Source organism: Saccharothrix saharensis (genome assembly GCF_006716745.1).
Taxonomy (GTDB): Bacteria; Actinomycetota; Actinomycetes; order Mycobacteriales; family Pseudonocardiaceae; genus Actinosynnema; species Actinosynnema saharense.
In genome coordinates this window covers 6733853-6760465 of the sequence record NZ_VFPP01000001.1, presented here as the reverse complement: position 1 = coordinate 6760465, position 26613 = coordinate 6733853, and the positions used below count along the sequence as shown (strand labels likewise).

At 74.0% G+C, this 26613-nt stretch carries 29 protein-coding genes and 1 pseudogene; 18 read left to right on the top strand and 12 right to left on the bottom strand.

Annotated elements, in window-relative coordinates:
- The first annotated feature begins 66 nt into the window (after positions 1 to 66).
- Positions 67 to 552, top strand: a complete 486-nt coding sequence (gene rnhA / locus FHX81_RS30900) for a ribonuclease HI (RefSeq protein WP_141981854.1) — start codon at positions 67 to 69, stop codon at positions 550 to 552.
- Positions 553 to 789: 237 nt separating this feature from the next.
- Here the strand turns inward: rnhA and FHX81_RS30895 are convergent, their stop codons facing one another.
- Positions 790 to 1923 carry an aminotransferase-like domain-containing protein gene (locus FHX81_RS30895; protein ID WP_141981852.1) on the bottom strand — a complete coding sequence of 378 codons (1134 nt, stop codon included), beginning with the start codon at positions 1921 to 1923 and terminating at the stop codon, positions 790 to 792.
- A 171-nt stretch (positions 1924 to 2094) separates the two neighbouring features.
- On the opposite strand from FHX81_RS30895, the gene FHX81_RS30890 reads away from it, so the two are divergent.
- Both FHX81_RS30890 and FHX81_RS30885 read left to right on the top strand, forming a co-directional pair.
- Entirely contained in the window at positions 2095 to 2403 is a 309-nt protein-coding gene (locus FHX81_RS30890) for an ArsR/SmtB family transcription factor (RefSeq protein ID WP_141981850.1), read from the top strand.
- Positions 2400 to 3266: an SRPBCC family protein gene (locus FHX81_RS30885; protein ID WP_141981848.1), complete on the top strand. Its 867-nt coding sequence runs from the start codon at positions 2400 to 2402 to the stop codon at positions 3264 to 3266. Before FHX81_RS30890 ends, FHX81_RS30885 begins: the two co-directional genes overlap by 4 nt.
- Here the strand turns inward: FHX81_RS30885 and FHX81_RS30880 are convergent.
- Positions 3254 to 4087: an ADP-ribosylglycohydrolase family protein gene (locus FHX81_RS30880; protein ID WP_141981846.1), complete on the bottom strand. Its 834-nt coding sequence runs from the start codon at positions 4085 to 4087 to the stop codon at positions 3254 to 3256. The genes FHX81_RS30885 and FHX81_RS30880 overlap by 13 nt on opposite strands.
- A gap of 132 nt (positions 4088 to 4219) precedes the next feature.
- Between FHX81_RS30880 and FHX81_RS30875 the strand changes: the two genes are divergently transcribed.
- On the top strand, positions 4220 to 4933 hold the full coding sequence (locus FHX81_RS30875; RefSeq protein WP_141981845.1) for a S1 family peptidase: 714 nt from the start codon (positions 4220 to 4222) through the stop codon (positions 4931 to 4933).
- A 31-nt stretch (positions 4934 to 4964) separates the two neighbouring features.
- Here the strand turns inward: FHX81_RS30875 and FHX81_RS30870 are convergent, their stop codons facing one another.
- On the bottom strand, positions 4965 to 5870 hold the full coding sequence (locus FHX81_RS30870; protein WP_141981843.1) for a LysR family transcriptional regulator: 906 nt from the start codon (positions 5868 to 5870) through the stop codon (positions 4965 to 4967).
- Positions 5871 to 5983: 113 nt separating this feature from the next.
- Here FHX81_RS30870 and FHX81_RS30865 point away from each other — a divergent pair, with 113 nt between their 5' ends.
- The gene (locus FHX81_RS30865) at positions 5984 to 6646 is read left to right on the top strand and encodes a type 1 glutamine amidotransferase domain-containing protein (RefSeq protein WP_141981841.1); all 663 of its coding nucleotides are present in this window, start codon (positions 5984 to 5986) and stop codon (positions 6644 to 6646) included.
- On the opposite strand, the gene FHX81_RS30860 is transcribed toward FHX81_RS30865, so the two are convergent.
- Positions 6598 to 7002 (bottom strand): winged helix-turn-helix transcriptional regulator, encoded by a 405-nt coding sequence (locus FHX81_RS30860; RefSeq protein ID WP_141981839.1) that lies wholly within the window; start codon positions 7000 to 7002, stop codon positions 6598 to 6600. The two genes, FHX81_RS30865 and FHX81_RS30860, sit on opposite strands and share 49 nt — an antisense overlap.
- Before the next feature lie 48 nt (positions 7003 to 7050).
- On the opposite strand from FHX81_RS30860, the gene FHX81_RS30855 reads away from it, so the two are divergent.
- Positions 7051 to 7848 (top strand): SDR family NAD(P)-dependent oxidoreductase, encoded by a 798-nt coding sequence (locus FHX81_RS30855; RefSeq protein ID WP_141981838.1) that lies wholly within the window; start codon positions 7051 to 7053, stop codon positions 7846 to 7848.
- Between the two features lie 12 nt (positions 7849 to 7860).
- Here the strand turns inward: FHX81_RS30855 and FHX81_RS30850 are convergent, their stop codons facing one another.
- Both FHX81_RS30850 and FHX81_RS30845 read right to left on the bottom strand, forming a co-directional pair.
- The gene (locus FHX81_RS30850) at positions 7861 to 8418 is read right to left on the bottom strand and encodes a dihydrofolate reductase family protein (RefSeq protein WP_141981836.1); all 558 of its coding nucleotides are present in this window, start codon (positions 8416 to 8418) and stop codon (positions 7861 to 7863) included.
- Complete coding sequence (locus tag FHX81_RS30845; protein WP_141981834.1) at positions 8415 to 9452, bottom strand: DNA polymerase IV; 1038 nt, start codon at positions 9450 to 9452, stop codon at positions 8415 to 8417. The genes FHX81_RS30850 and FHX81_RS30845 overlap by 4 nt, the downstream gene beginning before the upstream one ends.
- A gap of 170 nt (positions 9453 to 9622) precedes the next feature.
- Here FHX81_RS30845 and FHX81_RS42225 point away from each other — a divergent pair.
- The 3 genes and pseudogenes from FHX81_RS42225 to FHX81_RS30835 form a co-directional block, all read left to right on the top strand.
- Positions 9623 to 9862: pseudogene (locus FHX81_RS42225) on the top strand (VOC family protein); the annotation flags it as partial.
- A gap of 100 nt (positions 9863 to 9962) precedes the next feature.
- Positions 9963 to 10409 (top strand): DUF309 domain-containing protein, encoded by a 447-nt coding sequence (locus FHX81_RS30840; protein ID WP_141981832.1) that lies wholly within the window; start codon positions 9963 to 9965, stop codon positions 10407 to 10409.
- 188 nt (positions 10410 to 10597) lie between these two features.
- The gene (locus tag FHX81_RS30835; protein WP_141981831.1) at positions 10598 to 10780 is read left to right on the top strand and encodes a hypothetical protein; all 183 of its coding nucleotides are present in this window, start codon (positions 10598 to 10600) and stop codon (positions 10778 to 10780) included.
- A gap of 333 nt (positions 10781 to 11113) precedes the next feature.
- On the opposite strand, the gene FHX81_RS30830 is transcribed toward FHX81_RS30835, so the two are convergent.
- The gene (locus FHX81_RS30830) at positions 11114 to 11347 is read right to left on the bottom strand and encodes a hypothetical protein (RefSeq protein ID WP_141981829.1); all 234 of its coding nucleotides are present in this window, start codon (positions 11345 to 11347) and stop codon (positions 11114 to 11116) included.
- A 113-nt stretch (positions 11348 to 11460) separates the two neighbouring features.
- Here FHX81_RS30830 and FHX81_RS30825 point away from each other — a divergent pair, with 113 nt between their 5' ends.
- The gene (locus FHX81_RS30825) at positions 11461 to 12213 is read left to right on the top strand and encodes an EI24 domain-containing protein (RefSeq protein WP_141984227.1); all 753 of its coding nucleotides are present in this window, start codon (positions 11461 to 11463) and stop codon (positions 12211 to 12213) included.
- Positions 12214 to 12223: 10 nt separating this feature from the next.
- Here FHX81_RS30825 and FHX81_RS30820 read toward each other — a convergent pair whose 3' ends face one another.
- Positions 12224 to 14173, bottom strand: a complete 1950-nt coding sequence (locus FHX81_RS30820) for a beta-propeller domain-containing protein (protein ID WP_170232231.1) — start codon at positions 14171 to 14173, stop codon at positions 12224 to 12226.
- A 123-nt stretch (positions 14174 to 14296) separates the two neighbouring features.
- Between FHX81_RS30820 and FHX81_RS30815 the strand changes: the two genes are divergently transcribed.
- The 8 genes from FHX81_RS30815 (at position 14297) to FHX81_RS30775 (ending at position 22665) form a co-directional block, all read left to right on the top strand.
- Positions 14297 to 14671, top strand: a complete 375-nt coding sequence (locus FHX81_RS30815; protein WP_141981825.1) for an FKBP-type peptidyl-prolyl cis-trans isomerase — start codon at positions 14297 to 14299, stop codon at positions 14669 to 14671.
- A gap of 121 nt (positions 14672 to 14792) precedes the next feature.
- On the top strand, positions 14793 to 15335 hold the full coding sequence (locus FHX81_RS30810) for a YbaB/EbfC family nucleoid-associated protein (protein WP_141981823.1): 543 nt from the start codon (positions 14793 to 14795) through the stop codon (positions 15333 to 15335).
- 20 nt (positions 15336 to 15355) lie between these two features.
- On the top strand, positions 15356 to 15658 hold the full coding sequence (locus tag FHX81_RS30805; protein ID WP_141981821.1) for a type VII secretion target: 303 nt from the start codon (positions 15356 to 15358) through the stop codon (positions 15656 to 15658).
- Positions 15658 to 19611 (top strand): hypothetical protein, encoded by a 3954-nt coding sequence (locus tag FHX81_RS30795; RefSeq protein WP_170232230.1) that lies wholly within the window; start codon positions 15658 to 15660, stop codon positions 19609 to 19611. The genes FHX81_RS30805 and FHX81_RS30795 overlap by 1 nt, the downstream gene beginning before the upstream one ends.
- Positions 19611 to 20168, top strand: a complete 558-nt coding sequence (locus FHX81_RS30790) for a hypothetical protein (RefSeq protein ID WP_141981815.1) — start codon at positions 19611 to 19613, stop codon at positions 20166 to 20168. The genes FHX81_RS30795 and FHX81_RS30790 overlap by 1 nt, the downstream gene beginning before the upstream one ends.
- 164 nt (positions 20169 to 20332) lie before the next feature.
- Entirely contained in the window at positions 20333 to 21175 is an 843-nt protein-coding gene (locus FHX81_RS30785; protein ID WP_141981813.1) for a hypothetical protein, read from the top strand.
- 169 nt (positions 21176 to 21344) lie between these two features.
- Entirely contained in the window at positions 21345 to 21929 is a 585-nt protein-coding gene (locus tag FHX81_RS30780) for a DNA-binding protein (RefSeq protein WP_141981811.1), read from the top strand.
- 79 nt (positions 21930 to 22008) lie between these two features.
- The gene (locus FHX81_RS30775; protein WP_141981810.1) at positions 22009 to 22665 is read left to right on the top strand and encodes an RES family NAD+ phosphorylase; all 657 of its coding nucleotides are present in this window, start codon (positions 22009 to 22011) and stop codon (positions 22663 to 22665) included.
- Here the strand turns inward: FHX81_RS30775 and FHX81_RS30770 are convergent.
- From FHX81_RS30770 to FHX81_RS30755, 4 genes are all read right to left on the bottom strand, one after another.
- Positions 22647 to 23210 (bottom strand): GNAT family N-acetyltransferase, encoded by a 564-nt coding sequence (locus FHX81_RS30770; RefSeq protein ID WP_141981808.1) that lies wholly within the window; start codon positions 23208 to 23210, stop codon positions 22647 to 22649. The genes FHX81_RS30775 and FHX81_RS30770 overlap by 19 nt on opposite strands.
- A gap of 34 nt (positions 23211 to 23244) precedes the next feature.
- Positions 23245 to 23853 carry a nucleotidyl cyclase domain-containing protein gene (locus tag FHX81_RS30765; protein WP_246108050.1) on the bottom strand — a complete coding sequence of 203 codons (609 nt, stop codon included), beginning with the start codon at positions 23851 to 23853 and terminating at the stop codon, positions 23245 to 23247.
- A gap of 58 nt (positions 23854 to 23911) precedes the next feature.
- Positions 23912 to 24595, bottom strand: a complete 684-nt coding sequence (locus FHX81_RS30760; protein WP_246108317.1) for a Crp/Fnr family transcriptional regulator — start codon at positions 24593 to 24595, stop codon at positions 23912 to 23914.
- A gap of 71 nt (positions 24596 to 24666) precedes the next feature.
- Complete coding sequence (locus FHX81_RS30755) at positions 24667 to 26577, bottom strand: S9 family peptidase (RefSeq protein WP_141981804.1); 1911 nt, start codon at positions 26575 to 26577, stop codon at positions 24667 to 24669.
- Positions 26578 to 26613 lie beyond the last annotated feature (36 nt).

Here is a 26613-nt window from a genome sequence, read left to right as displayed (position 1 = left end):
GAACCGGCGACAGCGATTGCGCTCACGGCCGAAATCCGTCACCGGACCGGTGGGTATCTTCCCGGCATGGAGCAGGTGGTGGAGATCTACACCGACGGCGCGTGCAGTGGGAACCCCGGACCGGGAGGGTGGGGCGCGGTGCTGCGGTACGGGGCGCACGAGCGCGACCTGTTCGGCGGCGAGTCGACCGCCACCACCAACAACCGCATGGAGCTGATGGCCCCGATCCGCGCGCTGGAGACGCTCAAGCGGCCGTCCGCGGTGCGGATCTACACCGACAGCACGTACGTCCGCAACGGCGTGCTGTCGTGGATGGCCAAGTGGAAGGCCAACGGCTGGCTGACCGCGGGCCGGCAGCCGGTCAAGAACGTCGACCTGTGGCAGCGCCTCGACGCCGCCGCCACGCCCCACCAGGTGGAGTGGCACTGGGTGAAGGGGCACGCCGGGCACCCGGAGAACGAACGCGCGGACCGGCTGGCGGTTCGCGGCGTCCGGGCGGCGATGGAGTCGGAGCTGCGGGCGGACGTCGTCCACGACGCGGAACAGGCGTGAGGACCGAGGACCGGGGTCGGAGCCACCCTTGGTCGTCCGCGGTCAGGCGGACCTCCGAGCGGCCGGGCACGCCGAGCTCCGCCACGGCCGCGGCCAGGTGGTTGCGCACCGCCCCGGCGGACGGGTGCGTCTCGCGCGCGATCACCGCGACCGGCGTGTCGTGCCCCGGCCGGGCGCAGCACGTGAAGCTCACGTGGCGTTCCCGCCTCCCACACCGCCGGCACCGCCACCGTGCGCCTACCGCAGCACGGCCGCCAGCCGCCGCATGCCCTCGGCGATCTCGTCGACCGTGTTGGTGGTGAACGACAGCCGCAACGCCGACCGGTCCGGCGTGGTCGCGTAGAACGGCGCGCCGGGCACGAACGCCACGTCACGCGCCAACGCCGCCGTGATCAGCTCCGAGGTGTCCACCCCGCCGGGCAGCGTCACCCACACGAACATCCCGCCGTCCGGGTCGCTCCACCGCGTCCCGGCGGGCACCGTCGACGGCAGCGCGGCGATCATCGCGTCCCGCCGGCCCCGGTAGGCCGCGCACAGACCGCGGATGTGCTCGTCCAGGTCGTTCGCCTCCAGGTACACCGCCGCCGCGGCCTGGTCGACGGTGGACGTGTGCAGGTCCGCCGCCTGCTTCACGATCACCAGCGTGCGCATGATGGACGCGGGCGCGCGCAGCCAGCCCAACCGCATGCCCGGCGCGCCGACCTTGGAGAAGCTGCCCGCGTACAGCACCCGGTCGCTCATCGAGGCCAACGACGGCACCGGCTCGCCCCGGTAGCGCAACTCGCTGTACGGGTCGTCCTCGACCACCCACAGGCCGTGCCGGTCGGCGAGCGCGGCGATCTCCGCCCGCCGCGCGGCGCTCAACGTCCGGCCGGTCGGGTTGGCGAACGTCGGCACCAGGTACAGCAGCTCGGGCCGCTCCCGCTCGACCACCTCCGCCAGCGCCGCCGGGTCCATGCCGTGCTCGTCGCCCGCGACGGGCACGACCCGCGCGCCGGCGAGCTGGAAGCACTGCAGCGCGGCCAGGTAGGTCGGCTCCTCGACGGCGACCACCGCGCCGGGCTCCAGCAGCGCGGTCACGACCAGCGTCAGCGCCTGCTGCGAGCCGGAGGTGACGAGCAGGTCCCCGGCCGCGGTCGGCAGGCCGCGGCGGGTCAGCCGGTCGGCGACCAGCCCGCGCAGGTCCAGGTCGCCCTCGGTGGGCGCGTACTGCAACGACCGGCGGGACACGGCTCGCGCGTAGGCCTCGCGCAGGTGGTCGGCGTCGAACAGCTCGGGCGCGGGCAGGCCGCCCGCGAACGAGATGACCTCGGGCCGGGAGGTCAGGGCGAGCAGGTCGCGGACGGGCGAGCCGGTGAACGTGCGCGGCATGGAGGGCTCCTCGAAGCGTCGAGCGGAGAACGTCCGCGCGGTCGTGCCACGCGTGGAGAGGGCTGCACTGGGGTCGAGGCGCCGCGGTCATCCTAACGTGTGATGGGTGGGTGTGGCCGGGATACGCACCGCCGTTGACAGCGTATATGCCGATCTGGCTATATTGCCGACATGGCATCCACGTTCGCCGTGCTCGCCGACCCGCAGCGACGACGCATCCTCGACGTGCTGCGGGACGGGGAACGGCAGGTCAACGACCTGGTCGACGGGCTGTCGGTGAGCCAGCCGACGGTGTCCAAGCACCTCAAGGTGCTGCGCGACGCCGGGCTGGTCGAGGTCCGGCGGGACGCCCAGCGGCGGCTCTACCGGCTGCGGCCCGGGCCGCTGGCCGAGGTCGACGCCTGGCTGGCGCCGTACCGGCGGATGTGGGAGGACAGCCTCGACGCCCTGGAACGCCGACTGGACGGGATGGACTCATGAGCACCGAGTTGCGGCGGATCGACGGCAAGCCCGTGCTGAGGTTCGAACGGGCGCTCGCCCACCCACCGGCCAAGGTGTGGCGCGCGATCACCGAACCGGCCGAGCTGGCGCACTGGTTCCCGGCCGCGGTCGCGGTCGACGGCCGGGAGCTGACGTTCTCCTTCCCCGACCAGATCACCACCGGCGAGGTGCTGGAGTCCGACCCGCCCCGGGTGTTCGCGTTCCGCTGGAACACCGACGTGCTGCGGTTCGAGCTGCTGCCGCACGAACGCGGCTGCCTGCTGGTGTTCACCCACGTCCTGGGCGACGAGCACGGCGCGGCGCGCAACGCCGCCGGCTGGGACACCTGCCTCGCCGCGCTCGAAGCCCGCCTGGACGACCGGACGTTCCAGTCGCCGACCGACGTGCTCGCGCCGATGGAGCGCTACACCCGCGAGTTCGGGTTGGACGAGGGCCGGCTCGACGACGGCGTGGTGCGGTTCGTCCGCGACCTCGTCTGGCGCCCCCTGGACGAGGTGTGGGCGCTGCTCACCGAGGACGAGGACGGCGTGGGCGAGGACGGCGTGCCGACCCGCGCGACCAACCCGGACGTCCCGCCGGGCCCGCTGGTCGAGCACGAGCCGCCCCGCGTGCTGGCGTTCGACTCGCCGACCGGCCGGGTGCGCTGGGAGTTCCACCACGACCCCGACCACGGCACCACGGTCGAGCTGACGCACGCCCTGGCCGACCCGGCGTTCGCGCCGCGTGCGCTCGCCGCGTGGCACGCCCACCTGGAGCTGTTCTTCGCGGCCACGTTCGGCGAGATCCGCTGCCCGTGGCCGGCTGACCGGGTCGCCGAACTCCTCGACCACTACCGCAGGTGAGCGTCCACCCGGGCCAGGTGGTCGCGGCCGAAGGGGCCGTTCTCCAGGCCGTCCAGCAGCGCCCGGGGCAGGTCGGCGCGGATCTCCGCGGACCGTGAGGCGGCGGCCAGGGCGACCGTCGCGACCGTGTCCACGTCCCCGGTGAACGCCACGCACGCCCGCAGCACCGAGCTCAGCGACCCGCCCGCGGCCAACGCGGTCAAGGCCGCGCGCACGCTCATCACGCCCTTCGACCCGACCTTGCCGCGCCACGGCCGCGCCCACACCCCGGAGCCGAGCCGGTCGGCGATCCACGGGCCCACCTCCGCCACCGGACCGAGCCCGTGGTGGCAGTAGTGCACGGCCAACGCCGCCGCCCGCGCCGCCGCGATGCCGTCCGCGGTGTCGTGGGTGACCCGGGCCTGCACGTCGGTGTGGTGCAGCACCTCGGCCGCGGTGGGCAGCAGCCCGGCGGGTGAGGCGCGCATCGCCGCGCCGCTCTTGTCGCTGTCCGGCCGGATCCGCGCCAGGAACTCGGCGCCGGTGCGCACGGTACCCAGGAAAGCCTGGAACCCCCGCGCGTAGCCCTCGCGCGGGTCGCGGTGGAACGCGGTGACGAACGCCGACGCCACCGACTCGGGCGTCCACTCGACGCCGGAGGCCCGCAGTTCCGCCAAGGCCAGCGTCATCTGGGTGTCGTCGGTGTAGGCGCCGGGCCGGATGCCGTGGTGCCGGGGGTGCCGCACGTACCCGTCCAGGGTGTTGTGCCTGGTCACGAACGCGGGGTCGGCGTACTCGAAGCCCGCGCCGTACGCGTCCCCGATGGCCAGTTCGACGAGCATGCCGCACACGCTATAGCCCGCGTTATAACCGATTCGATATATCCCTTTTCACCCGGTCGAGTGGTACGAATCTCGTGACCCAAGACACCCCTGTGCGCGAGCAATCGCGTGTCTTCGGAATCGAGGAAACACTTGCGAATCACCAGGTTGATCCCTGCGCTCGCAGCCGCCCTGCTGTCCCTGCTGGCCCTCGCCCCGTCCGGGTCGGCCGCGCCGGCGACGGCGGACGGCGGCGTGACGCCGTACATCATCGGCGGCGGCTACGCGAGCAACGCCCCGTGGGCGGCCCGGCTGTTCTCCAACGGCAGGCAGACGTGCAGCGCGACCATCATCGCGCCCACGTGGATCCTGACCGCGAGGCACTGCGTCAGCGGCGGCGGGCTGTCGTTCCGCATCGGCAGCCTCGACCAGACGACCGGCGGCACGGTCGCCAACGGCGTGCAGACCTACAACCACTCGTCGGACCTGTCGCTGGTCCGGCTCGACCGCTCCGTGTCGGCGACCTACGCCCGGCTCGGCCAGCCCGGCTCGGTCACCGTGGGCCAGTCCGTGCAGGTCTACGGCTGGGGCGCGACGTCCCAGTGCGGCTCGGAGATCAACTGCCAGTCGCAGTACCTGAAGGTCGCGAACGTGACCGTCACCGGCGGCTGCACCGACGCCTACGGCGGCAACGCGATCTGCGCCCGGCGCGGCAACGGCATCACCGCGGGCGGCGACTCGGGCGGCCCGATGATGGCGGGCGGCGTGCAGGTCGGCGTCGCGTCCACCAGTGACCGGCAGACCACCACCGCCTACACCAACGTCACGCGGTACCGGTCCTGGATCCAGTCCATCGCCGGCGTCTGATCACCCCGATCGGCCCGCTCGCGCGACGCGGTCACAGCACACCCCAGTCGCGCGAGCGGGCCATCAGGTGCCCGTGCACCAGCGCCACCGACGGGTTCGCCAGCCCACCGACCCGGGTGGCCAGGAACAACGTGTTCAACGGGGGCACCGCCGCCTGGTGCGCCAGCTCCACCGACCCCGCCGCCAGCGCCGGGTCGGCGAGGTACCGCGGCAGCGCCGACACCCCCGCCCCCGCGACCACCGCCGCCAGCACCGCCCGCAGGTCCGGCACCACGACCGCGACCGGGTTGGGCGGGCGGCGGCCGAACTCGCTGCGCCAGTACCGCCGCACGATCGGCAGCTCCTCCGCGTACGCGACCAGCGGCAGGTGCGCCAGCGCCCGCACCGGGTCGGCCGCCAGCAGAGCGCGGTCGATCGTGCGCACCAGCGTCGGTGCGCCGACCAGCACGAACTCCTCGTCCACGAACGGCGTGGCGACCAGCGCGCGGTCCGCGGGCCGCACCGCGGACACCACCAGGTCCAGCCGGGCGTTGGCCAGCGCGGCGAGCAGGTCGTCGGCGAGCCCGAGCGTGATCCGCAGCCGCAGCCCGCGCGCGGTCAGCGGCGCCAGCGCGGGCAGCACCCGCGCGGACACCACCTCCACCGCGCCACCCAGGTGCACGGTGCCCGCGCACGCCTCCCGGTCGTCCACTTCGGACAGCGCGGACCGCAGCCCGTCCACGTGCGCGCCGACCCGGCGGGCCAGCGCGTCGGCCCGCGCGGTGGGCGTGACGCCGCGGCTGGAGCGCACGAACAGCGGCTCGCCCAGCTCCCGCTCCAACCGGGCCAGGTGCCCGCTCACCGCGGGCTGGGTGAGGCCCCGGCGCCCGGCGGCGGCGGTCAGCGAGCCGGCCCGGTAGATCTCCACGAACGTGGACAGCAGGTCGAGATCGGTCACCGCGCAACCCCACAGCTATAAGCACAGTTATGGCTCGTCGAACGCTACCGGATGAAACGTGATGGAGTGGTCGCTGTCCGACCTGGACAGCGACTTCTCGAAGGGAACGAACGATGAGCAAGGTCCTCGTGGTCGTCTCGGCGGCCGACGCACTGGTGCTGGCCGACGGGTCGAGCCACCCCACCGGGTTCTGGGCGGAGGAAGTGGTCGAGTCGGTGCGCGTGCTGCGCGACGCGGGCGTGCGCGTGGACATCGCCACGCCTGGCGGCGCGCGCCCGACCGTGGACGCGGCCAGCCTCACCGACGAGTTCGCCGCCTACCTGGCGTCGATCGACGACGAGCTGGCGGCGCCGCTGCGGCTCGCGGACGTCGACGCCGCCGACTACGACGCCGTGCTGCTGCCCGGCGGGCACGGCCCGATGGCGGACCTCGCGTTCGACGCGGACCTCGGCCGGCTGCTGGTGGCGTTCGACGACGCGGGCAAGGTCGTCGCCGCGCTGTGCCACGGCCCGGCCGGGCTGCTGGCCGCGGTGCGCGAGGACGGCACGTTCGCGTTCGCCGGGCGGCGGCTGACCGCGTTCACCGACGAGGAGGAGCGCCAGGGCGGCCTGGCCGTGCCGTACTCCGTGGAGGGGCGGCTGCGCGAGCTGGGCGCGGTGCCCGAGACCGGCCCGGCGTGGTCCAGCACGGTCGTCGTGGACGGCAACCTGGTCACCGGCCAGAACCCTCAGTCCAGCGTGGACACCGCGCGGCGGGTGCTCACCTCCCTGTCGTAGGCCGACCGCGCGGCCTCGATCTCGGCCTCGTGCCGCAGCACCCACCGTCCCAAGGGGACGACCAGCTCCAGCAGGGACCGGCCCAGCGCGGTCGCCGCGTACGTCACGCCGGCCGCCCTGCCGGGCCGCACCTCCCGGCTGACCAGGCCGTCGCGCTCCAAGGCGCGCAGCGTGCGGGTGAGGATGCGGCGGCTCAGCCCGTGCACCGCGCGGTCCAGCTCGTTGAAGCCGTAGGGGCGTTCGGCGAGCAGCACCAGCACCAGCAGGCTCCACTTGTCGCCGACCCGGGCCAGCAGCCCGGACACCGAGCAGGCGGCTCGGTCGGCGGCCGTGACCGGCACCGGGACCAGTGACATGGATGTGCCTTCTTCCGGGTCGTCGCGACGCGCTGCAAGCTCCAGGTTATGGCGAACGCGGTGATCACGGGCGGCACCAACGGCATCGGCCGGAGCTTGGCGGAACGACTGGCGCGAGAGGGGCACCGGGTCGCGGTGGTGGGCCGGTCGGCCGCCGCGCCGGACGGGGTCGAGCTGATCCGGGGCGACCTGAGCACGATCGCCGGCACCGCCGCGGTGGCCGAGGAGGTGGCGTCGCGGTTCGACGTGGTCGACCACCTCGTGCTCGGCGCGGGCCGGTTCACCCGCCGCCGCGAGGTCACCGCCGACGGCTTGGAGCACTCGTTCGCGCTCTACGCGGTGAGCCGGTTCGCGCTGGTGGAACGCCTGCTGCCGGTCCTGGAGCGGTCGGCCGCGCCGGTGGTGGTGAGCCTGTGCGGCGTGGCCGGGCTGAAGGGGCCGGGCATCCGGTGGGACGACCTCGCGCTCAGCCGCGGGTTCCGGCCGCTGCGGGCGGTCAGCCAGGGCGCGCGGGCCGCGGACCTGCTCGGCGCCGGTTTCGCCGACCGGCACCCCGGCAGCGCGGTCCGGTACGTGCTGCACAACCCGATGTTCGTGGACAGCGGCCTGGGCGCGCAGGTCGGCGGGCTGCGCGGCCGGGCGCTGGACGGGGTGGCGCGGCTGGTCGCCCGGTCGACGGCCGGCGCGGCGGACCAGGTGCACCGGTTCCTCTCCGACCCGCCCACCGCGCCGCTCACGGCGTCCCGCGCGGGCAAGCCGGTGGACCTGGGCCGCCCCGAGTTCGACCGCCCCACCGCCGCCCGCCTCTACGCCGTCCTGGACGGCATCACCGCCTCGGCGTCGTGACCGGGCACGGCGTCACCGCAGGACGCGGAACCGCAGGTGCAGCACGTCGTCGGCCTCGGTCACCCCGACCCGCTCCAGCTCGGTGGGCCGCAGCCCGTCCAGCAGCCGCGTGCCCGCACCCAGCAGCACGGGCACGAGCTGGAGCCGGACCTCGTCCACCAGCCCGGCCCGCAGCACGTGCTGCGCGGTCTCGGCGGCGGCCATCACCAGCACGTCCCTGTCCCCCGCCGCGGCCCGTGCCCGGGCGACCGCGCTCTTCGGCCCGTCGGTGACGAACGTGAACGCCGCCGACCTCATCGCCAACGGCGGGCGCTCCTCGTGGGTCAGCACGAAGCTGGGCACCGGGAACGGCGTGTCCTGCCAGAACCGCAGCCCCAGGTCGAACGTCCGCCTGCCCAGCACGACCGCGCCGACCGTCGCCGCGAACGCCGCGTCGCCGTCCGAACCCTCGGCGAACAGCCACTCGTGCAGCCGCTCGCCGCCCTCGCCCATCGGGTGCTCGTCGCTCACGTTCGGCCCGGCGCTGTACCCGTCGAGCGACACCGAGCCGTTCAACACCACCTTCGTCATGACCGTCCTCCGGCGAACTCGGCCCGCACCCCCAGCAGGCGCACGGCGCGTGTGTCGTCGAATCGTGCCAGCGCCGCCACGGCCGCGGCCTCGATCGGCTCGACGTCCGCCGTCGGCTCGGCCGGCGCCACGCCCCGCGTGTACGTGAAGAACGGCACGAACCGCACCTTCACCACCACCCGGACCGCGGGCCGCCCCTCGGCGCGCACGTCCTCCGCCACCCGCCGCGCCAGCAGCCGCACCTGGTCCCGGATCTCGTCCGGGTCCGTCAGGTCCTGTTGGAACGTCGTCTCGCGGCTGCGCGACTTCGCCACCCAGGGCGTCGCGGTGACCACCGGGTCGCCCGCGCCCAGCGCCAACCGCCGGAAGTGCGGCCCCATCGCCGGGCCGAACCGCCCGGCCAGCACCTCCGGGTCCGCCCGCGCCAGCTCCTCGACCGTGCCGACGCCCAGCCCGGCGAGCTTGGCCGCGGTCCGCGCCCCGATGCCCCACAACGCGGTCACCGGCCGGGCGGCCATCACCTCCACCCAGTTGTCCCGGGTCAGCCGGTACACCCCGGCCGGCTTGGCGAACCCGGTGGCGAGCTTGGCGCGCAGCTTGTTGTCGCCGATGCCGACCGAGCACTCCAACCCGGTCCCCGCCTTGACGGCCCGCCGCGCGGTGTCGGCCAACGCCTCCGGGTCGTCGGTGCGCGCGCCCAGGAACGCCTCGTCCCAGCCGAGCACCTCGACCACCACGGGCAGCTCGCGCAGCACCTCCATCACGTGCGCCGACACCTCTTCGTAGGCGGCCGCGTCGGACGGCAGGAACACCGCGTCCGGGCACTTCTTCTTCGCCATCCGCAACGGCATCCCCGAGTGGACGCCGAACTCGCGCGCCTCGTAGGACGCGGTCGCCACCACGGCGCGCCGCGTCGGGTCGCCCGCACCGCCGACGACCACCGGTTTGCCGCGCAGCTCGGGCCGGCGCGCCACCTCGACCGCCGCGATGAACTGGTCGAGGTCGACGTGCAGCACCCAGTCCGTTCCGGACACCCCGCCAGTATCGCCGTGGCGGGCCGGTCCCGTGCGACCGGAAGAACCGGCCCACCTGCGCCGGGCACGCGACCTCACGGACCGCGAGTACGCCCGGCCGCTCGACTGGCCCGCCCTCGCGCCCGGCAGTTCGAGCCGGCCCCGGCGAGACGCCGTACCACCACCTCAGTACCGCCGGCCGTCCGTGGGACCCGCCGCCCGACCCCGACGTGGGGAACGTGCCGGAGGACCCGGGCATCGGCCGGCCCGCCGCCGACGCGACCGCGATGAGGGAGCTGACGGCCGAGGGCTCGCTCGGCGCGGTCACCTTCCGGGTGGACGACCGCGACGCCGAGTTCGAGCGGATCCGCGCGGCGGGCGCGGAGGTCATGCAGGAGCCGACGGACCAGGTCCGCGGGGTGCGCGACCGCGCGTTCCGCGCCCCTCGGCGACCACACGCGCTTCTCCGCGCCGCTCGGGCGCACCGGCCGTGCCGTTTCGCGGTGGCGGTGTTCGTGACACGATCAAGACGTGCCGACCAGTTCCCGCGATCGCGACGAGCAGGGTCGGGCCCGCAACGCGCGACCGCGCGACGGGCTCGGCCGGCCCCTGCCCTACGGGCTCCCGGGCGTCGAACGCCAGCCCGAAGGCGTGCCCCGCACGCCCGCCGAAGCGCTGGCCGAGGCACAGCGCCTGCTCGACCTCGGCCGGCCGTTCCACGCGCACGAAGTGCTGGAAGACGCGTGGAAGGCCGCGCCGGAGGCCGAGCGGGAGCTGTGGCGCGGCCTGGCGCAACTGGCCGTCGGCCTGACCCACGCCGCCCGGGGCAACCAGGCGGGCGCGTCGGCGCTGCTGAGCCGGGGCACCCGCAACATCTCCCCCTACCTCGACGACCCGCCGCACGGGGTGGACGTGGCGGGCCTGGTCGCCTGGGCCGCGTCGGGCACCGGCGTGCCGCGGCTGACCGCGCCTTCGTGACCGTGCCGACCACGCCTCACCGGGACGGACGACGTCCCTCGGCGCGCTGCGGCCGGGCTGCCACGAGATCGCTGCGGCGGACGCGGCACCGGTTGACCCACCCGGGCCTCGAAGTTGGACCGAACGCCCGCTTGGGGTCACCGGCGGCGGGGTAATCGGTGCTCACCCATCCCCACCTGGAGGTTCCCGTGCTCGCGATCATCGCCGCGGTCATCTTCGGCCTCGCCCTCCTGCTCGACCTGGCGAACGCCTCCCTCGGTTCCGTGCTGGACGGCGGGACGCTGCTCCTGGCCGGTCTGCTCTGCTTGGCGCTGCACCTGGCCGGCGTCGGCGCCGGCGCGCGGGCGCTCAGCTTCCGCCGCCGCCGCTGAACCGACCGCATCGAACGGGCACCGCCCTCGCCCGGTGCGGGGGCGGTCCCGGATGGACGATCGGCGCGTGGACGTGTCCGCGCGCCGATCGATCGCCCGGTCACCGGAGGTGGTGGCGCGCTACCGCCGTGGACCGGCGGCACGACCACGAGTGGACCCCGGGGCATCACGCACGCCGAGCTGAGAGCGCCCGCGCCCGGCGGTGGGTTCGGCGTCGGCGCGGAGGCCACCCGGGCGGGCACTACCCGCTGGTCGGCCCGCTGCTCGCGCGGTCCGTGCGGGCGAACCTCCGCGAGGACCTCTGCGAGTCGGACCGCCACGTCGGCTGACGGGTCAGCTCCGGGGCGTCGCCGACAGCAGGCACGCCACGCACGGCATGCCCTCCGGCTCGGGCAGCAGCTCGGCCGCGCCCACCTCGATCCGCTCGCCGCACAACGTGAGCAGCGTCGAGCGCGTGCCGTCGTCGGGCAACGCCGCCAGGTGGCAGCTGCGCTCCCACTCGCCCACGAGGTCGGCGCGCTTGCGCACGAGCAGGACGGGTTCGGTGTGGTGGTGGTCCAGTGCCATGACGGACGTCCTCTCCCCAGAGACCAGCAGTCTGGCACCGCTCCCAGAGTCGCGCGACCGTCGGTTCGGGACTCCGCCACGCTCTCCGCCGATATGCTCCGGCGGTGATCAGGGTGCTGCGGGACTTCTCCACCGGTGTCAAGCTGCTCGGCCAGGGGTTCGCCCTGGTGTTCCGGTCGCCGAAACTGCTGCTCATCGGCGCGATCCCGGCGTTGCTCACGACCGTGCTGCTGATCGGCGGCCTGGTCGGGCTCGCGATGTGGATCGACGGGATCGCCGCGTGGGTCACGCCGTTCGCCGACGACTGGAACGACGGGCCGCGCACCGCGATCCGGTTCGCCGCCGGGTTCTCGATCATCGGCGCGTTCGTCGCGATCGGACTGCTGCTGTTCACCGCGATCACGCTGATCATCGGTGGCCCGTTCTACGAGCACATCGCGGAGACCGTCGAGGACACGCACCTCGGCGGCGTGCCCGAGGCCGAGCAGGTGACGTGGCTGAGGTCGGCGGCGGTCGGCGTGCGGGACGCCGTGCTGCTGGTCGGCCTCGCGATCCTGTGCGCCATCCCGCTGTTCGCCGCCGGGTTCATCCCCGTCGTCGGCCAGACCGTGGTGCCGGTCATCGCGGTGCTGGTCAACGCCACGCTGCTGTCGATCGAGCTGACCGCCATCCCGTTCACCCGCCGCGGCCTCAAGCTCGACGTGCGCCGCCGCACGCTGCGCAAGCGGCGGGCGGTCACGCTCGGCTTCGCCGTGCCGGTCTACCTGCTGTGCCTGGTGCCGCTGGCGGCGCTGGTCGTGCTGCCGGCGGCGATGGCAGGCGGCACGGTCCTCGCGCACCGCCTGCTCCACGACCAGGTCGGATGAGGAAGCAGCATCAGGTGAACGGCACCCACGCCTGGCGCGCCAGCCCGTCGATCCGGCTGACCTGCACGCCCACCGCCGACACCGTCCACAGGTCGTCGCCGATCACCAGCGCCCGGCGGATGCCCGGGTCGTAGGCCGACCCGTCGTGCCGCACCGTGCCCAGCGCGGAGAACGCGCCGTCGCCCAGCCGCAGCACCAGCAGGCCGCCGGTCGCCTGCACCTCCCGGCCGGCGGCGCCCGACCCGGTCACCGGCAGCACCACCAGGTCGCGGGCCGGCCAGTACAGGAACGCGTGCGGGTCGAACTCCACCTCCGAACTCGCCCCGGGCAGGTGGTGCCCGGCGACCTTCGTCGGCGCGGCGGGGTCCGACACGTCGAACAACGACACCTGCGTGCCGGTGACCCGGCCCTGCCCGGTGGCCTCCTGCCCGACACCGATCAGCTTCCCGCCACCGGCGGGGTGCAGGTACGCCGAGTAGCCGGTGATCTTCAGCTCGCCGACCTCGCGCGGCCTGGCCGGGTCGGACAGGTCCAGCGTGTACAGCGGGTCGACCTGCCGGAACGTCACCACGTAGCCGACCGGCCCGACGAACCGGACGCTGTAGATCCGCTCGCCGACGCCGAGCCCGTCGAGCCGGCCGACCTCCACCAGCGTCGTGCCGTCCCGCTTGAGCACGGTGACCGAGCTCTGCGTCGCGGGCGCCTGCCCGGGGATGCCCGGCGCGTCCCCGGACGTGGTCGCCACCCGGAGGTGGCCCTGGTGCTCGGACAGCGAGTACTGGTTGAGCAGCGTGCCCGCGACCGACCCGGACGCCACGTGCCGGGGCGGCCCCGGCCGGGACACGTCGAACTGGTGGATGGCGGTGGAGGCGGGGGTGTCCGGCGCGAACCGCGTCATCGGCCGCAGGTGGTGGTCGTCGGCCACGTACAGCGAGCCGCCCGTGCCGTAGACGGTGTCGCCGTCCGCCATGATCGTCACCGCGTCGCCGGTGCCCAGGTCGCCGGGGAAGTCGAACGTCAGCACGGACAGCATCGACGTGGCCGAGTGGTGCTCCGGGTGGCTGACCCGGTCGCACGCCACCAGCAGGCCCTCGGAGGTCGCGCCGTCGGCGTCGGTCAGCTCGTAGTGCGGCAACCACGCCTCGATGGGCGCGGTGGCGACCAGCTCCCGGTTCGCGATCAGCGACTCCGCCTCGCTGCGACCGTCCATCGGGTACACCCACGGCAGGCGCGGCCCCGAGTGCACGACCACCCGCACCACGCCGTCGACCTGGCGCGCGTCGACGTAGCGGCCGTCCACGGTGAGCGTGCCCAGGACCCGGGGCGCGCCGGACAGGTCGACCAGCGTCACCGACGAGTCCTCGGCGTACCCCCCGGCCGGGCCGTCGACCACGATCCCCCGGCCCGCCAGGCCCTGGCCCGCGCCGATGACGAGCGCGCGATCGCCGTGCAGCAGCAGTTGGGAGGCGTGGCCCGCGGGCACGTCCAGCGTTCCGGTGAGCTGACGCGTCGCCACGTCCAGCACGCGCAGCCTGCCGTCGGCGACCGTGACGACCCGCTTGCCGTCGGTCTTGACCAGGTCGGGCTCGTCCACGCCCGACTCGTGCGCGTTGGTCCTGGAGTGCTCGGGCACGGCGGCCGCGTCACCGGGCGCTTGTCGCGCGCTCCCGGCCCGCGCGTCGGCCTGGCTCTCCATCGCGACCTCGCCGTCGGCCTTGGTCAGGAAGCCGTGACCGCCCAACCCGTACACGCCGACGTGCGGCGCGATGGCCGTCCTCAGCTCGGCCAGCGCGGCGTCGCACGTGTCGAACGCCACCAGGTCCACCGGCACCGCCTCGATCGGCGGCACCGCCCGCCGGTCCTCCGCCCCGGTGGGCACGGCGGAGGCCGCGCTCACCCCGACCACCAGTGCCGCGCCGCCGAACAGCGCCGCCCGCGTACCCCAGGACCATCGCCTCATGCACCCAGGACGGGACGGAGCGGGCAAAGGGTTGCGCGTCCGTGTCGGCGACGACGTGATTGAGTAGGGGCGGACCGATTGCCCAACACCCCCGGTCCGGGTGGAGCAGCACAGGAGAGTCACATGGCCCCGAGCAAGCCCGTCGTCGAGCCGTACGAGGGCGCGCCGCCCGCCGACCTGGTGATCGAGGACATCACCGTCGGCGACGGGCCCGAGGCGGCCCCCGGTCAGCTCGTGCACGTGCACTACGTCGGCGTGGCGCACTCGACCGGCGAGCAGTTCGACGCTTCCTGGGACCGCGGCGAGGCGTTCAGCTTCCCGCTCGGCGGCGGCCGGGTCATCGCCGGCTGGGACCGCGGCGTCGCGGGCATGAAGGTCGGCGGCCGGCGCAAGCTGGTCATCCCGGCGCACCTCGGCTACGGCGACCGCGGCGCGGGCGGCGTGATCAAGGGCGGCGAGACGCTGATCTTCGTGGTGGACCTGCTCGGCGTGAACTAGCGCGTCACCACGGCCCGGTTCCGCCTCCCTGCTCCGTTCGGAGCATTTGACCCGGAGGCGGAACCGGGCCGTTCACCACTGCGTCATCCTGGACGGACCGAGTCGGAGGGGGTAGGCCGTCGTGCCGGAGGACATCGGCGCATCGGAGCGGATGCTCAGCCAGTGGCAGCAAAGCATCGAGCAGAAAGCCGAGCGCTACCAGGAGATGGCCGCCCGCGTGCAGGGCATGACCATCTCCGAGGCGTCCCGCGACGGCTCGGTGCGGCTCACCATCGGCTCCAACGGCATCCTGACCCACCTGGAGATCGCCGAGTCCGCGCGGGACAAGCGGATGGCCGAGGTGTCGGCCGAGGTGATGAGGACGTTGCAGCGCGCCCAGTCGCGCATCCCGGAACTGCTCCAGCAGGCCATGGCCGAGACCATCGGCACGCAGGACGAGACGGCCAACGTGCTGTTCGACGAGGCCAAGCGCAACTTCCCCGCCCCGCCGCACGAAGAACCCGCGCCGCCGCCGGTGGGCCGTGAGATCCGGTTCGGCATCGAGGACGACGACGCGCCCGCCCCGCCGCCCTCGCGCCCCGCGCCGCCGGCCCCGCCGTCACGCAGGCCGGCGCGCCGACCGGACGAGGACGACGACTTCGGCGGACAGTCCTTCCTGTCGTAAGCAGCACCTAGGGGGAACGCATGGCCGGTTTCGAGATCGTCGCGGACACGCTCGAAGCGCACAGCAAGCAGTTGGACGACCTGGGGGCGCGACTGCAGGGCGCGGTGGACGCCGCCAAGACGGTGAGCATGCCGACCGACGCGTACGGCATCATCTGCCAGCCGTTCCGGATGATGCTCGACCCGGTCGAGCAGTACGGGCTCGACGCGCTGCAGGGTGCCGTGGAAGCGATGGACGCCGCCGGCAAGGCCGTGAAGCACACCGTCGACCAGTACCGGGAGATGGAAGAGGCGATCCGGGACAGTTTCAAGGCCGGTGACTGATGGCGGGCGAGAACCCGTTGGTGGTCACGCCCGACGCGGAGCCGGGTGGGGCGTTCAACGCCGGTACGGGTGACAACGGGTGGGCGACGGGGATCTCCATCGCGGAGTCGGCGATGGACACGTTCAACGGGATCAAGGACGGGAACTGGGTCGAGGCCGGCCTGGGGATGGTCGGGTTGGCCGCGGACGCGGCGGCGATGGCGATCGATCCGTTCGGGACGTTGATGTCGTCGGCGGCGTCGTTCCTGATGGAGCACGTGCAGCCGTTGAAGGACATGCTGGACTGGCTGGCCGGTGATCCGCCGGTGATCGAGTCGTACTCGGCGACGTGGGGCAAGGTCGCCGAGGAGCTGGGCAGGATCGCGGAGGAGTACTCGTCCGGTGTCCAGCGCGGCACGGAGGGGTGGACGGGCGCGGCGGCGCAGACCTACCTCGAGAACTCGAAGGTGCACGGTGACGCCCTGGCGGGTGCCGCGTCGGCCGCGGGCACGGTGGGCACGGTCGTGGGCCTCATGGGCATGGTGGTGGCGTTCGTCCGCGAGATGGTGCGCGACCTGATCGCCGACCTGGTGGGCAAGCTGATCGCGTGGGTGCTGGAGGCGGTGTTCTCGCTGGGGTTCGGGACGCCGGTGATCGTGGCGCAGGCCGTGACGGCGATCTCGAAGTGGGCCGCGAAGATCGCGAAGATCATCCAGGACCTGCTGAACACGATCAAGAAGGTCTCGCCGATGCTGAAGCGTCTGGTGGAGGTCTTCGAGAAGATCATGAAGGTGGTCGGGAAGCTCGCGGGCAAGGCGACCGGCCTGGACGTGCTGGACCCGGGCAACATCAAGAAGGGCGGCTTCCTCCAGACGGGACGGGCCGACATCGACACCCCCTCCGGCAGCCCGGACACGAGCCCCTCGGGCACCGGCCGCGACACCGGCACCGGCGATCCGTCCACTTCGGACACCGGGACGCCCCCGTCGAACCGCCCCACCGACACCACGTCCACCTCCAGCACCACCACCGCCGACCCGACCTCCACGGCGTCGAGGCCGGGCCGGGGCGACCCGACCGACGTGCCACCGCCGACCTCCCGCCCGACCCGCGACCCGAACACCCCGGACCACGACCTCCCCCGCGGCACCACCGCACCCGGTGGCAACACTCCCGGCACTACGCCGGGCAACACCCCCGGCGGCAACACCCCCCTCGGCGAACACCGCGTCGGCCCGGGCGGCAACGCACCCGTCGGCGAACACCGGGGCGGCGGCCCGGGCGGTCAGCCCGCGTCGGGCGGTCACGGCACTCCGAGCTCCGCCGGCACGCACAGCGGCGGCACCGGGTCCAGCGGCGGCACTGGCGGCTCGCACAGCTCCGGCGGCAACCCCGGCGGGGGTGGCGCACCGAGCCCCACCGGCTCACCACAGCGCACCGACCAGACCTCCGCGGCCACCGCCGCGGCTCCCGAGGCCCCTCCGCGCCCGGACCAGCCCCACACCGGCGCTCCCAACGCGGGCAACCCCAACACCGCCACTCCGCAGTCCGCGCAACCCGGCCCCGGCGGCACGGGCGGCGCGCCAAGCGGTGGAACACCGGGCGGCGGTGCACCGGGTGGCGGCGGCCCGCGTCCGGGCAGTGGCGGGGGCTGGACCGGGACACCCGGCAGCCGGGGCGATGTCGGCTCCGGCCTCCCGACCTCGCGCGGCCCGGAGAACCTCTCCCCCTCCTCGCGCGGCCCGTCGGGCACCGGCCCGACCCACGCAAGCCCATCGCACGGCGGTCCGACCCACGGCGGCCCCACCCACACCGGCCCCACCCACAGCGGCCCCACCCACAGCGGCCCTTCACACGCCGGCCCTGCCCACGGCGGTCCGTCGCACGGCGGCCCCTCACACGCGAGCCCCTCGGGCACCAGCCCGTCGCACGCGGGCCCCTCGCACGCAGGCCCAGGCTCGCCGCACAACGCTCCGAACCACGCCCCGACCGCACCTCACACCGGTCCGGGCACCCCGCCCAGCGGCCCGCCCCACACAGGTCCCGGCAACCCCGGCCCGGCTCACGGCCGACCCGCCGGCGGACCGACGCCATCCTCGGCCGGTCCGCCGCACCCCAACGCGTCGCACTCCGGCCCGCCGCACACCGGGCCCGCGAACCCGTACACACCTCATTCACCGAACGGCCCGTCCCAGCACACCCCGCACAACGGCCCTCCGAACCGAGGCTCGGCGAACGCACCGCACCAGCGCGACGGCAGCCCCGACTTCACCCGTCCCCGAGGCGGCGACGGCCCCGGGCCGCACGCCCCGAACCGGCCCGACGGTCCGCCACCCCCGCGCCACCCCGACGCGCACACGCCCACCCCACGCCGCGACTTGGACGGGCAACTGCCCCCGCGCCGCGACCCGGACGGCATCCCCACCCAGCGCCGCGACCCGGACGCGTGGACCCCGCCCCACCGCGACACCGACGCCCCGAAACCGCACTCCCCCGACGGCGACACCCCGCACCGCGACACAGACCGACCCGACAGCGACCGGACCGATACCGATCGATCCGACGCCGACCGGCCCGACATCGACCAGGCCCACGCCCGGCACGGGGAGACCACCCCCGCCGGCATCTCGCACCACCGCGGCGACAGCGACATGGGCGACCTGCCCCACCGCGTCCCACCCGACCCCCGCTACTTCACCGCCGACGTCCACATCACCCCCGACGGCCGCGCCCGCATCGGCAACCACACCTACACCCCCGAGGACTACGGCGACCTCCTGCGCCGCAACGGCTGGGACGGCAGAACCCCCCTCCGACTCATCGGCTGCGACGCCGGCAGCAACGACTTCGCCAACCGCCTCGCCCGCCACACCGGCGCCGACGTCCTCGCCCCCACCAAACCCGCCTGGACCGACACCCACGGCCGCGTCTACACCAGCGACGCCCACACCGGCCCCGACGGCACCCGCCAACCCCGCATCCCACCCAACGGCGAGTGGAACACCCACCACCCCGACGGCACCACCACCAAAACAGGCACCGACGGCTTCGCCCCCGGCACCGACGACACGGACAAGACCGACCTCGACCCCACCGACGCCCAAGACCGCGGCGAAGACCCGGACCGCACCGACGACAAGGACGGGGACGAGGACCCGCCCGTCGACACGTCCAGCCCCGAGTACCAGCGGCAGCGCGAGCAGGACTTCGAGGACCTCGTCGAGCGCAACCGCGAACTGCGCGAGGAAGGCGCCCGCAACGTCGGGGAGATGAACGGGGGCACCGACCCCGACCTGGACATCGAACGCCGGCCGAACGAGCGCGCGCTCACGACCATGCGCTTCCGCCCGGACGACGGCACCGACCCGTCGGACCTGCACGGCTACAGCGGCAAGTCGCACGACTGGCCCCCGGCCGACGAGACCGCGGAACGCCCGCCCAAGAACCGCCGGCTGTTCGAGGACAAGGACGCGGGCCCCTACGACCCGGACTCGCCGACCGGTCGCAGCGAGAACACCTCGCCCCGCACCAACGACTCCGAGGTGAAGCTCCTGGAGGAGATCACGCGGCAGCGGTTCGAGGCGCTCAGCGGCCTGACGCGGCACGACGTGGACGTGGCCATCCAGCGCGCCTGCAAGGACGTCGCCAACGATGTCAAGTTCGGGCGCAAGGAGTACCCGGACCACCTCGAAGGCGAGGTGGAGCGGGTCCGGGACCGGGTCGAGAAGACGATCGAGAACCTCAACAAGATCGGTCAGCGCAACGCCGACCGCAACGGCACCGAGTACACTCCGTTCACCGTCGAGGACATCAAGGGAGACCTCCGGCTGGCGGTCGACCTGCCCTCCGGTCGCAACGACCCGGTGGAGACCCAGATCTGCCAGTCCTGCCAGGACGCGATCACGCAGTTCGAGGCGGTCTTCCCCGGCGTCCGGGTCGAAGCGCGCAACCTCGCCCAGGAGATCCTCATCTGATGAACACCGAAGAGCAGCAGGCGGTGGAGGCGGTCCGCGCGACGTTCGAGCGGGTCGTGTCCGAGGGGCTGCGGGCCGAGTCCGTGGCGGGCGCGTCGGACGAGGAGATCGACGCGATGGCCGCGGCCCAGGGCGTGGACCGGGTGCCGGCGGCCGTGCGCGAGGTGCTGCGGCACATCGGGGTGAGGAACGGCCTGTGGCTGGGCGGCACGGCCCTGGGCGTGCACCGGATCGGCGAGAAGCAGAAGCGCAACGCGCTGGCCACGCTCGCCCAGCTGGGTGGGAACCCGTTCGTCGACGCCGAGGGGATGCTGGTCCTCACCGAGCACCAGGCGTACACCTACGACGTGGTGGACGGCGCGGACCTCGACCGGGCGGACCCGCCGGTGTGGGTGATCTCCGAAGGCGAGTACGCCGAGGTGCGCTGGCCCGGTGTGACGAACTGGTTCGAGGGCAACGCGCCCAGCGCCGCGGAGTACCGCTCCCGGCTGCGGGTGCTGCGCGGTCTCGGGAAGACCCGGCTGCCACCCTGGGCCGCGGACATCCGCACCGACTGAGCCGGCTCCGCGAGCCGCCGGTGGCGGCGCGGCCGGCGGCGGGACCGGCTCCACCGACCGCCGGCACCGGGCGGCGGGGTCGGCCAAGCGGACCACGGGGGTGTGTCCTGGCCGTTAAGATCAGCCCACCGTGTCCGGGGGGGAGCCAAAGGGGTGTTCGACGCATGAGCCAGCCAGCCACACCGCTGACCGAGCAGGAGCAGAACCAGCTCGTCAAGCAGATCGGCCGGGCCATGCTCCCCGCCCTGCCGCCCGGCTGGCAGCGGATCCGCGCCGAGTACCGGGCCGCGGGGCGGCACATCGAGGTGGACCTGGCGTTCGCGGGCCCGGACGGGCAGTGGCGGCCGGTGCGGCCGCCGATGGACGTGGTGCAGCTGTTCGGCCAGTTGCGGGCCGGGATGTACGAGCCGGTGCGCGGCACGTGGCTCAGCGCGGTGTACGAGATCGAGGCGCCGGCCGCGTTCTCGGTGGACTTCAACGCCGACGACGAGCCGCGCTGGCGCAACGCGCCGCCGGTGATCGGCTTCCAGGACGAGCTGCGCACGTTCCCCCGCCAGGACGACCGCATCCCGCCGTGGCTGCGCCTGCGGGTGGGCCTGCCGCCGCTGCCCGAACCCGAACCCGAGGCCCGGCCGGACGGCGAGCTGCGCACGGCGCACGTCTACGACGGCCGCGACGAGGCGGGTCGCCCGGTGGTGAACCGGCAGATGATCGACCCGCAGCTGGCCGACGCGCTGCTGACGTACCTGGAGGGCGCGCCGGTCGTGCTGGCCGCGCGCCACCTCGACGTGGACGAGTTCGTGCCCGGTGACCAGGACGTGCCGCTGAACTTCCGCACCGACGGCGCCTGGATCTGGGCCGGCGCGGTGCCGCACTACCTGCGCAAGCACGGCCTGCCGCCGGAGCCGGAGCTGGTCGCGCACATCGTGGCCCGCGGCTTCCGGCTCGGCGAGGTGGACGAGGCGACCCGGGACCGCGCGGTCGCGCTGATCACCGGCAGCGCCTGACCGGCCCTCACCCGCCCTCACCTCGCCTCACACTCGAATGAGGCCGAGGTCACCGTGCTCGACCTCGTTCGTTTACGTAGAGTCAGTGATTGTGCGCACTCTGTCGACAGCCTCCGACGATCGGGTTACGTATGCGCACAGAAGCGCACGCACGGGATACCCTGTGCGCATGAGTCCCGCGCTGGAGGCGGTCTTGGCCAAGGCAGGCTTGCAGGTCACCCCCGACGAGTTCCTGTCGCTCGTGGCCGACGCGGCGAAGAAGCTGGCCCCACCCCATCCGGACCCGGCGAGCTACTTCCCGCCCGACCAGCGCGACGCGCTGGAGGACGTCGGCCTCGACCTGAGCCCGCACCGCGTCACCGACGACCAGGGACGCGCGCGGACCGTGGTGGCGCACGCCGTGCTCCGGGACTCCGCGTTGACCGTCGCCGAGGCCGCGCGGCAGCTCGGCGTCGACACCAGCCGCATCCGGCACCGGCTCGGCGTCGGCCGCCTGGTCGGCTGGAAGGACCGGGGGAGCTGGCGGCTGCCCGCCTGGCAGTTCGCGGGCGCCGGGGTCCTGCCGGGCCTGGAGGCCGTGCTCGCGGCCGTGCCGCCGGACCAGCCCGCGCTCGTGGTCGCCGGGTTCATGACGACCGAGCAGGAGGACCTGGTGGTGGACGGCGCGCCCACGACACCGCGCGAGTGGCTGCTGGCCGGCGGCGAACCCCGTCGCGTGGCCGCGCTGGCCGAGCAGGTGGGCACGCCCGCCTGACCCCGGCCGGCCCATCCCGCCGGACCGGGCCCACCCGACCCCGGCCGCCGATCCCTGTCGCCGAGAACCTTGGACACGCATGTCACGGCTACCCCAGCCGCCTTCTCCCGCTGTGCTCCAGGCGAACCTGCGCCGCACCGAGGACGTCGTGGCGGTGCACCGCGCCACCCGGCTGGTGCGCGTCTTCGCCGCGAAGGGGCTGCACCCGCAGCGGTGGAACAGCTTCCGCTACACCGGTCCGCTGCCGCACGCGCGGTTCGACACCCAGCAGCCCGGCCCGGACGGCTCGCCGACGCACGCCCACGACCAAGGGGTGCTCTACTTCGGCCTGACCGTGCGGACGTCGGTGGCCGAGGTGTTCCAGGCGACGTCGGTGGTGGACCGGCGCACGCGCAGCCCGTTCCTGGTGATCCTGCGGCCCCGCCGGACGCTGCGGCTGCTCGACCTCACCGGCCTGTGGCCGACCCGCGCGGGCGCGTCGCAGGAGATCAGCTCCGGGCCCAAGGCGCTCACCCAGCAGTGGGCGCGGGCGATCCGCGCGGCCTACCCCGAGCTGGACGGCCTGTGGTACCGCTCGTCGATGGACTCCGGCGCCCCGGCGGTGTGCCTGTGGGACCCGCCGGGCGGCACGGGCCTGCCCGCCTCGCCGGACGTGCTGCTGCCGCTGGAGCACCCCGGCCTCGACCTGCCGCTGGCGCGCGTGTGCGAGGAGCTGAACTACACCCTGCTCGGCTGACGCCGCCGGCGCGGCGCGGGGAGGAACCGGCCGTAGCGGACCTCGGGCAGTTCCTGGCCGCCCAGCTCGTAGCGGTGCACCAGCCCGTCGTGCCGCCAGCCGTGCGACTCGTAGAACCCGCGGCTGCGGGCGTTGTCCTGGAAGACCCACAGGACCGCGTACCGGAACCCCTGGTCCATCAGGTGGCGCAGCCCGGCCTCGTGCACCTCGTGGCCCGCGCCCCGACCGTGGTAGCGGGGGTCGGCGTAGATCGCCACCAGCTCGCCGGTGTGCAGGTCGGGGTGCGCGTCCTTGGCCTCGCGGACCGCGTCGACCGCGCAGTACGCGCCGATCCGGCCCGTGCTCTCGTCGACCGCGACGAACACCCGACTGGGTTCGGGCAGCCGCAGCACGCGCGCCCACGCCGGGAGCCTGCTCTCGGGCAGCATCCGGTCCAGCACCGGGTCGTCCACTATCCCCCGGTACGAGTGCTGCCACGCGTCCACGTTGATCCGGGCGATCTCGGGCGCGTCGTCGGGCCGTCCGGCCCGCACGGTCCACTGCATCCTTCAGAGCGTGCCGCAACCACCACGTGGTCCGCTAGCCATTGGGCCAACCCCGCCGGGGCGCGCCCGCGCACAGGTAGCCCGCGTACACCTGGTTCTTCACCCGGAAACGGGTCGGGCGGAACCGGGACGGGTCCAGGTCGTGGAACCGGGTGCGCACGACGTCGTCGTGCAGCTGCTGCGAGATCACCAGCACCAGGTCCTCGTCGGCCGCGCCGGCCAGCGCGTCGCGGACCACCTTGGCGTCGAGCAGCCGGCAGGTCACGATCGGCGCGTCGCCGACCAGGCCGAACGCGCCGGCGGTGAGCGGGCCGCAGTGCATGGCCACGCGCATCCGCAGCGGCGTGCCCGCGCGGCGCAGGTCGGCCAACGCCTCGACCAGCTGCTCGGTGAGGTGGGCGACCACCCACGCGGCGTCGGCGTCGGTGGGCAGCACGGCCAGTTCGCCGTCGCCGCGCACCTGCCGGTACCACAGGTCGCGGTCCAGCCCGGCCTTGCGGGCGGCCACGTCCAGCACGTCGCTCAGCCGCGACTGGACCAGCGACTGGTCCAGCGCGTCGAGCTTGCTGTAGCCCTCGACGTCCACGGCCACCACGAGGCGGTACACCAGGCCGCGGAGGGGCGTCACCATTTCCAGCGTCACACGAGGAGCATCGCGCCCGTCCGCCCCCGGAAGTAGGGCGATCACCGGGTTTCCCGTTTCACAGCTCGGCGATCTGCCGCAGCACGTCCCGATCCACGATCGTGGTGGCCCGGTACCCCATGGTGATGACACCGCGGTCGCGCAGCGTGCGGAACTCCCGGCGTGCGGTGTCCTCCTCCACGCCGACGAGCGACCCGATCTCGCCCTGGGTCAGGTTGAGCTTCAACGCGATGCCGTCGGGGCCCTGCTGACCGTAGGCGTCGGTGAGGTAGGCCAGCACCCGGGCCAGCCGCACCGACGCCGGGTAGCCGTTGAAGTCCATGCGCCGCTGCTCGCCCCACTCCAGCGTGCGCAGGATCATCTTGTCGAGGTCGAAGTGGGCGGCCGGGTACCGGGTGAGGAAGTCGGTGAACTGCGCGGAGGTGATCACCCGCGCGCGGGTGTCGACGCACGCGGTCACGGTCGCCGAGCGCGGCTTGCCGCTCAGGAACGCCATCTCGCCGACCAGGTCGCCGCCCACCTTGACGTTGAGCAGCGCGACCCGCCCGTTCTCCAGCGTCACCGTGGCCTTCACCAGGCCTTGGACGAGCAGGATCAGGTGGTCGGACGCGTCGGACTCGCGCACCAGCGGTTCACCGCGCCGGAACACCTTCTGCACGCCCAGGCGCAGCAGCGCCTCGCGGCCGGTGGCGGACACCGTCGCGAGGTACGTGCCGGTGGGCCAGGTCGATGGGATCACCATCACGTCGGACCTCCTCCGCAAGGGACCAGTGTGCCGCTCGCGGAGGAGGGAGACCCGTGATTCCGACCGGTTCAGGCCAAGTGGCGCGCCCACCAGTCCAGCACGGCCTCGAACCGCTGCGCCCGGTGGCGCGGCTTGCCCGAGCGGGTCAGCTCGTGGCCCTCGCCGGGGAACACCAGCATCTCGGCCTCGACGCCGTTGCGGCGCAGCGCCACGAACAGCCGCTGCGCCTGCTCCAGCGGGCAGCGCCAGTCGTGCTCGGAGTGCACCACCATGAACGGCATGGTGATCTTCTCGGCGTAGGTCAGCGGGCTCATCGCGCGCTGCGCCTCCAGGCCGGGCCCGCAGTAGGCGTCGGTGAAGAACCAGCCGATGTCCGACGACCCGGCGAACGAGTCCCACGCGTTGACGGCGCGCTCGCTCCACGCGGCGCGGAACCGCTCGCCGTGGTGCGCGGCCAGCCAGGAGGTCATGAAGCCGCCGTAGGAGCCGCCCATCACGCCGACGCGGTCGGCGTCGAGCCCGGGCCGCTCCAGCGCGACGTCCAGCACGGCGAGGATGTCGTCCACGTCGACCGTGCCGAAGCCGCCGATCACGGCCTGGCCGTGCGCCTGGCCGTACCCGGCGGACCCGCGCGGGTTGGGCAGCACGACCGCGTACCCGGCCGCGGCGTACACCTGCGCCTCGTCGAAGAAGCCCCAGCCGTGGTACATGAACGGGCCGCCGTGCACGGCGAGCAGCACCGGGTGCGGCCCCTCGCCCTCGGGCAGCACGAGCCAGCCGTGCACCGGGTAGCCGTCCGGCGCGGTGCCGGTCAGCTCGACCGCCGGCCGCAGCGGCACGGCGGAGCCGAAGTCGGTGAGCACGCCGCCGCCGACGAGCTCGACCTCGCCGGTGTTGTCCGCCCGCGACACCACGGCCACGACCCGGTCGCCGTCCGCGGCGAACGACTTCACCTCGGCCTGCTCGCCCGCGAGCAGCTCCAGGTCGGCCAGCACGGCGTCGACGGCGTCCAGCGGCACGCGGCGCAGCTCGACCGCGCCCCGGTTGCGGACCGCCACCAGCACGCCCGCGTCGGTCACCACCGGTGCGCCGGCGGCCTTCTCGCAGTCGACGGTCTCCGTGTCGGTGAGCCGGGTCAGCCCCTCGCCGTCGAACCGCCACAGGCTCGTGTTGCGCGCGACGGCCGACGTGCTGGGCGCGTGCTCGGGCGAGTAGAAGAGCAGGCCGCCGTCGGGCAGCGCGACCGGGAGCATCGCCGCGCCGGGGGCGCGCACCACCAGCTCGGGCTCGCCGCCGGTGGCGGGCACGCGGTAGACGTCGTTGTGGAAACCCTCGGCCGCGCCGAGGTCGCGCTCGGCCAGGAACAGCACGGCCGCGCCGTCGGCGGTCCAGGCGGGGTCCGCCGCGGAGAACGTGCCGCCGGTCAGCTCCACCGGCTCGGCGTCCGGGTCGAGCGCGTCGACGGTGAACAGGCGCGCGTGCCGGTCGGCGGTGAAGCCGATGTCGTCCATCCGGTAGTCGAGCCGGGTGATGTGCCGCGGCGCCTCGGCGTCCGGCGTCGGCGCCTCCCCGCCGTCGACCGGCGGCGTGCCGTAGCGGCCGGGTTCGGGAACCCGCGAGGTGAACGCGAGCCGCCGCGAGTCCGGCGCCCACACCGGCACGCCCGCGCCCAGCCCCAGGTCGGTCAGCGCGCGGGCCTCACCGCCGTCGGCCGGCATCACGTGCAGCTGCGGCGGCTCGCCCCGCCCGCTGACGCGCAGGAACGCGACCCAGCGGCCGTCCGGTGAGATCCGGGGTGCCAGGTCGCGTTCCGCCCACGTCCACCGTGTGGCCCCGCCGCCGTCCAGGGCGACGCGGTGCAGTCCGCCCCGGTAGGCGTTCGCGGCGACGTCCGGGATGGAGACGTTCACCAGGACGAGGTCCCCACGCACCGCCACGGAGCCGGGCTGGGTCAACGACTGCAAGTCATCGGGGCGCACGCTTCAGCACGTTACCCCACCGATCATTAGCAAGGC

Coding starts and splice junctions, on each gene's coding strand:
- FHX81_RS30850 (WP_141981836.1), bottom strand. CDS start 8,418: ATGACGAAGGTGGTGTTGAACGGCTCGGTGTCGCTCGACGGGTACAGC.
- FHX81_RS30895 (WP_141981852.1), bottom strand. CDS start 1,923: ATGCCGCGCACGTTCACCGGCTCGCCCGTCCGCGACCTGCTCGCCCTG.
- FHX81_RS30815 (WP_141981825.1), top strand. CDS start 14,297: ATGGCCCCGAGCAAGCCCGTCGTCGAGCCGTACGAGGGCGCGCCGCCC.
- FHX81_RS30770 (WP_141981808.1), bottom strand. CDS start 23,210: ATGCAGTGGACCGTGCGGGCCGGACGGCCCGACGACGCGCCCGAGATC.
- FHX81_RS30855 (WP_141981838.1), top strand. CDS start 7,051: ATGGCGAACGCGGTGATCACGGGCGGCACCAACGGCATCGGCCGGAGC.
- FHX81_RS30785 (WP_141981813.1), top strand. CDS start 20,333: ATGAGCCAGCCAGCCACACCGCTGACCGAGCAGGAGCAGAACCAGCTC.
- FHX81_RS30890 (WP_141981850.1), top strand. CDS start 2,095: ATGGCATCCACGTTCGCCGTGCTCGCCGACCCGCAGCGACGACGCATC.
- FHX81_RS30775 (WP_141981810.1), top strand. CDS start 22,009: ATGTCACGGCTACCCCAGCCGCCTTCTCCCGCTGTGCTCCAGGCGAAC.
- FHX81_RS30795 (WP_170232230.1), top strand. CDS start 15,658: ATGGCGGGCGAGAACCCGTTGGTGGTCACGCCCGACGCGGAGCCGGGT.
- FHX81_RS30805 (WP_141981821.1), top strand. CDS start 15,356: ATGGCCGGTTTCGAGATCGTCGCGGACACGCTCGAAGCGCACAGCAAG.
- FHX81_RS30830 (WP_141981829.1), bottom strand. CDS start 11,347: ATGGCACTGGACCACCACCACACCGAACCCGTCCTGCTCGTGCGCAAG.
- FHX81_RS30790 (WP_141981815.1), top strand. CDS start 19,611: ATGAACACCGAAGAGCAGCAGGCGGTGGAGGCGGTCCGCGCGACGTTC.
- FHX81_RS30860 (WP_141981839.1), bottom strand. CDS start 7,002: ATGTCACTGGTCCCGGTGCCGGTCACGGCCGCCGACCGAGCCGCCTGC.
- FHX81_RS30780 (WP_141981811.1), top strand. CDS start 21,345: ATGAGTCCCGCGCTGGAGGCGGTCTTGGCCAAGGCAGGCTTGCAGGTC.
- rnhA (WP_141981854.1), top strand. CDS start 67: ATGGAGCAGGTGGTGGAGATCTACACCGACGGCGCGTGCAGTGGGAAC.
- FHX81_RS30865 (WP_141981841.1), top strand. CDS start 5,984: ATGAGCAAGGTCCTCGTGGTCGTCTCGGCGGCCGACGCACTGGTGCTG.
- FHX81_RS30885 (WP_141981848.1), top strand. CDS start 2,400: ATGAGCACCGAGTTGCGGCGGATCGACGGCAAGCCCGTGCTGAGGTTC.
- FHX81_RS30760 (WP_246108317.1), bottom strand. CDS start 24,595: ATGGTGATCCCATCGACCTGGCCCACCGGCACGTACCTCGCGACGGTG.
- FHX81_RS30820 (WP_170232231.1), bottom strand. CDS start 14,173: ATGAGGCGATGGTCCTGGGGTACGCGGGCGGCGCTGTTCGGCGGCGCG.
- FHX81_RS30880 (WP_141981846.1), bottom strand. CDS start 4,087: ATGCTCGTCGAACTGGCCATCGGGGACGCGTACGGCGCGGGCTTCGAG.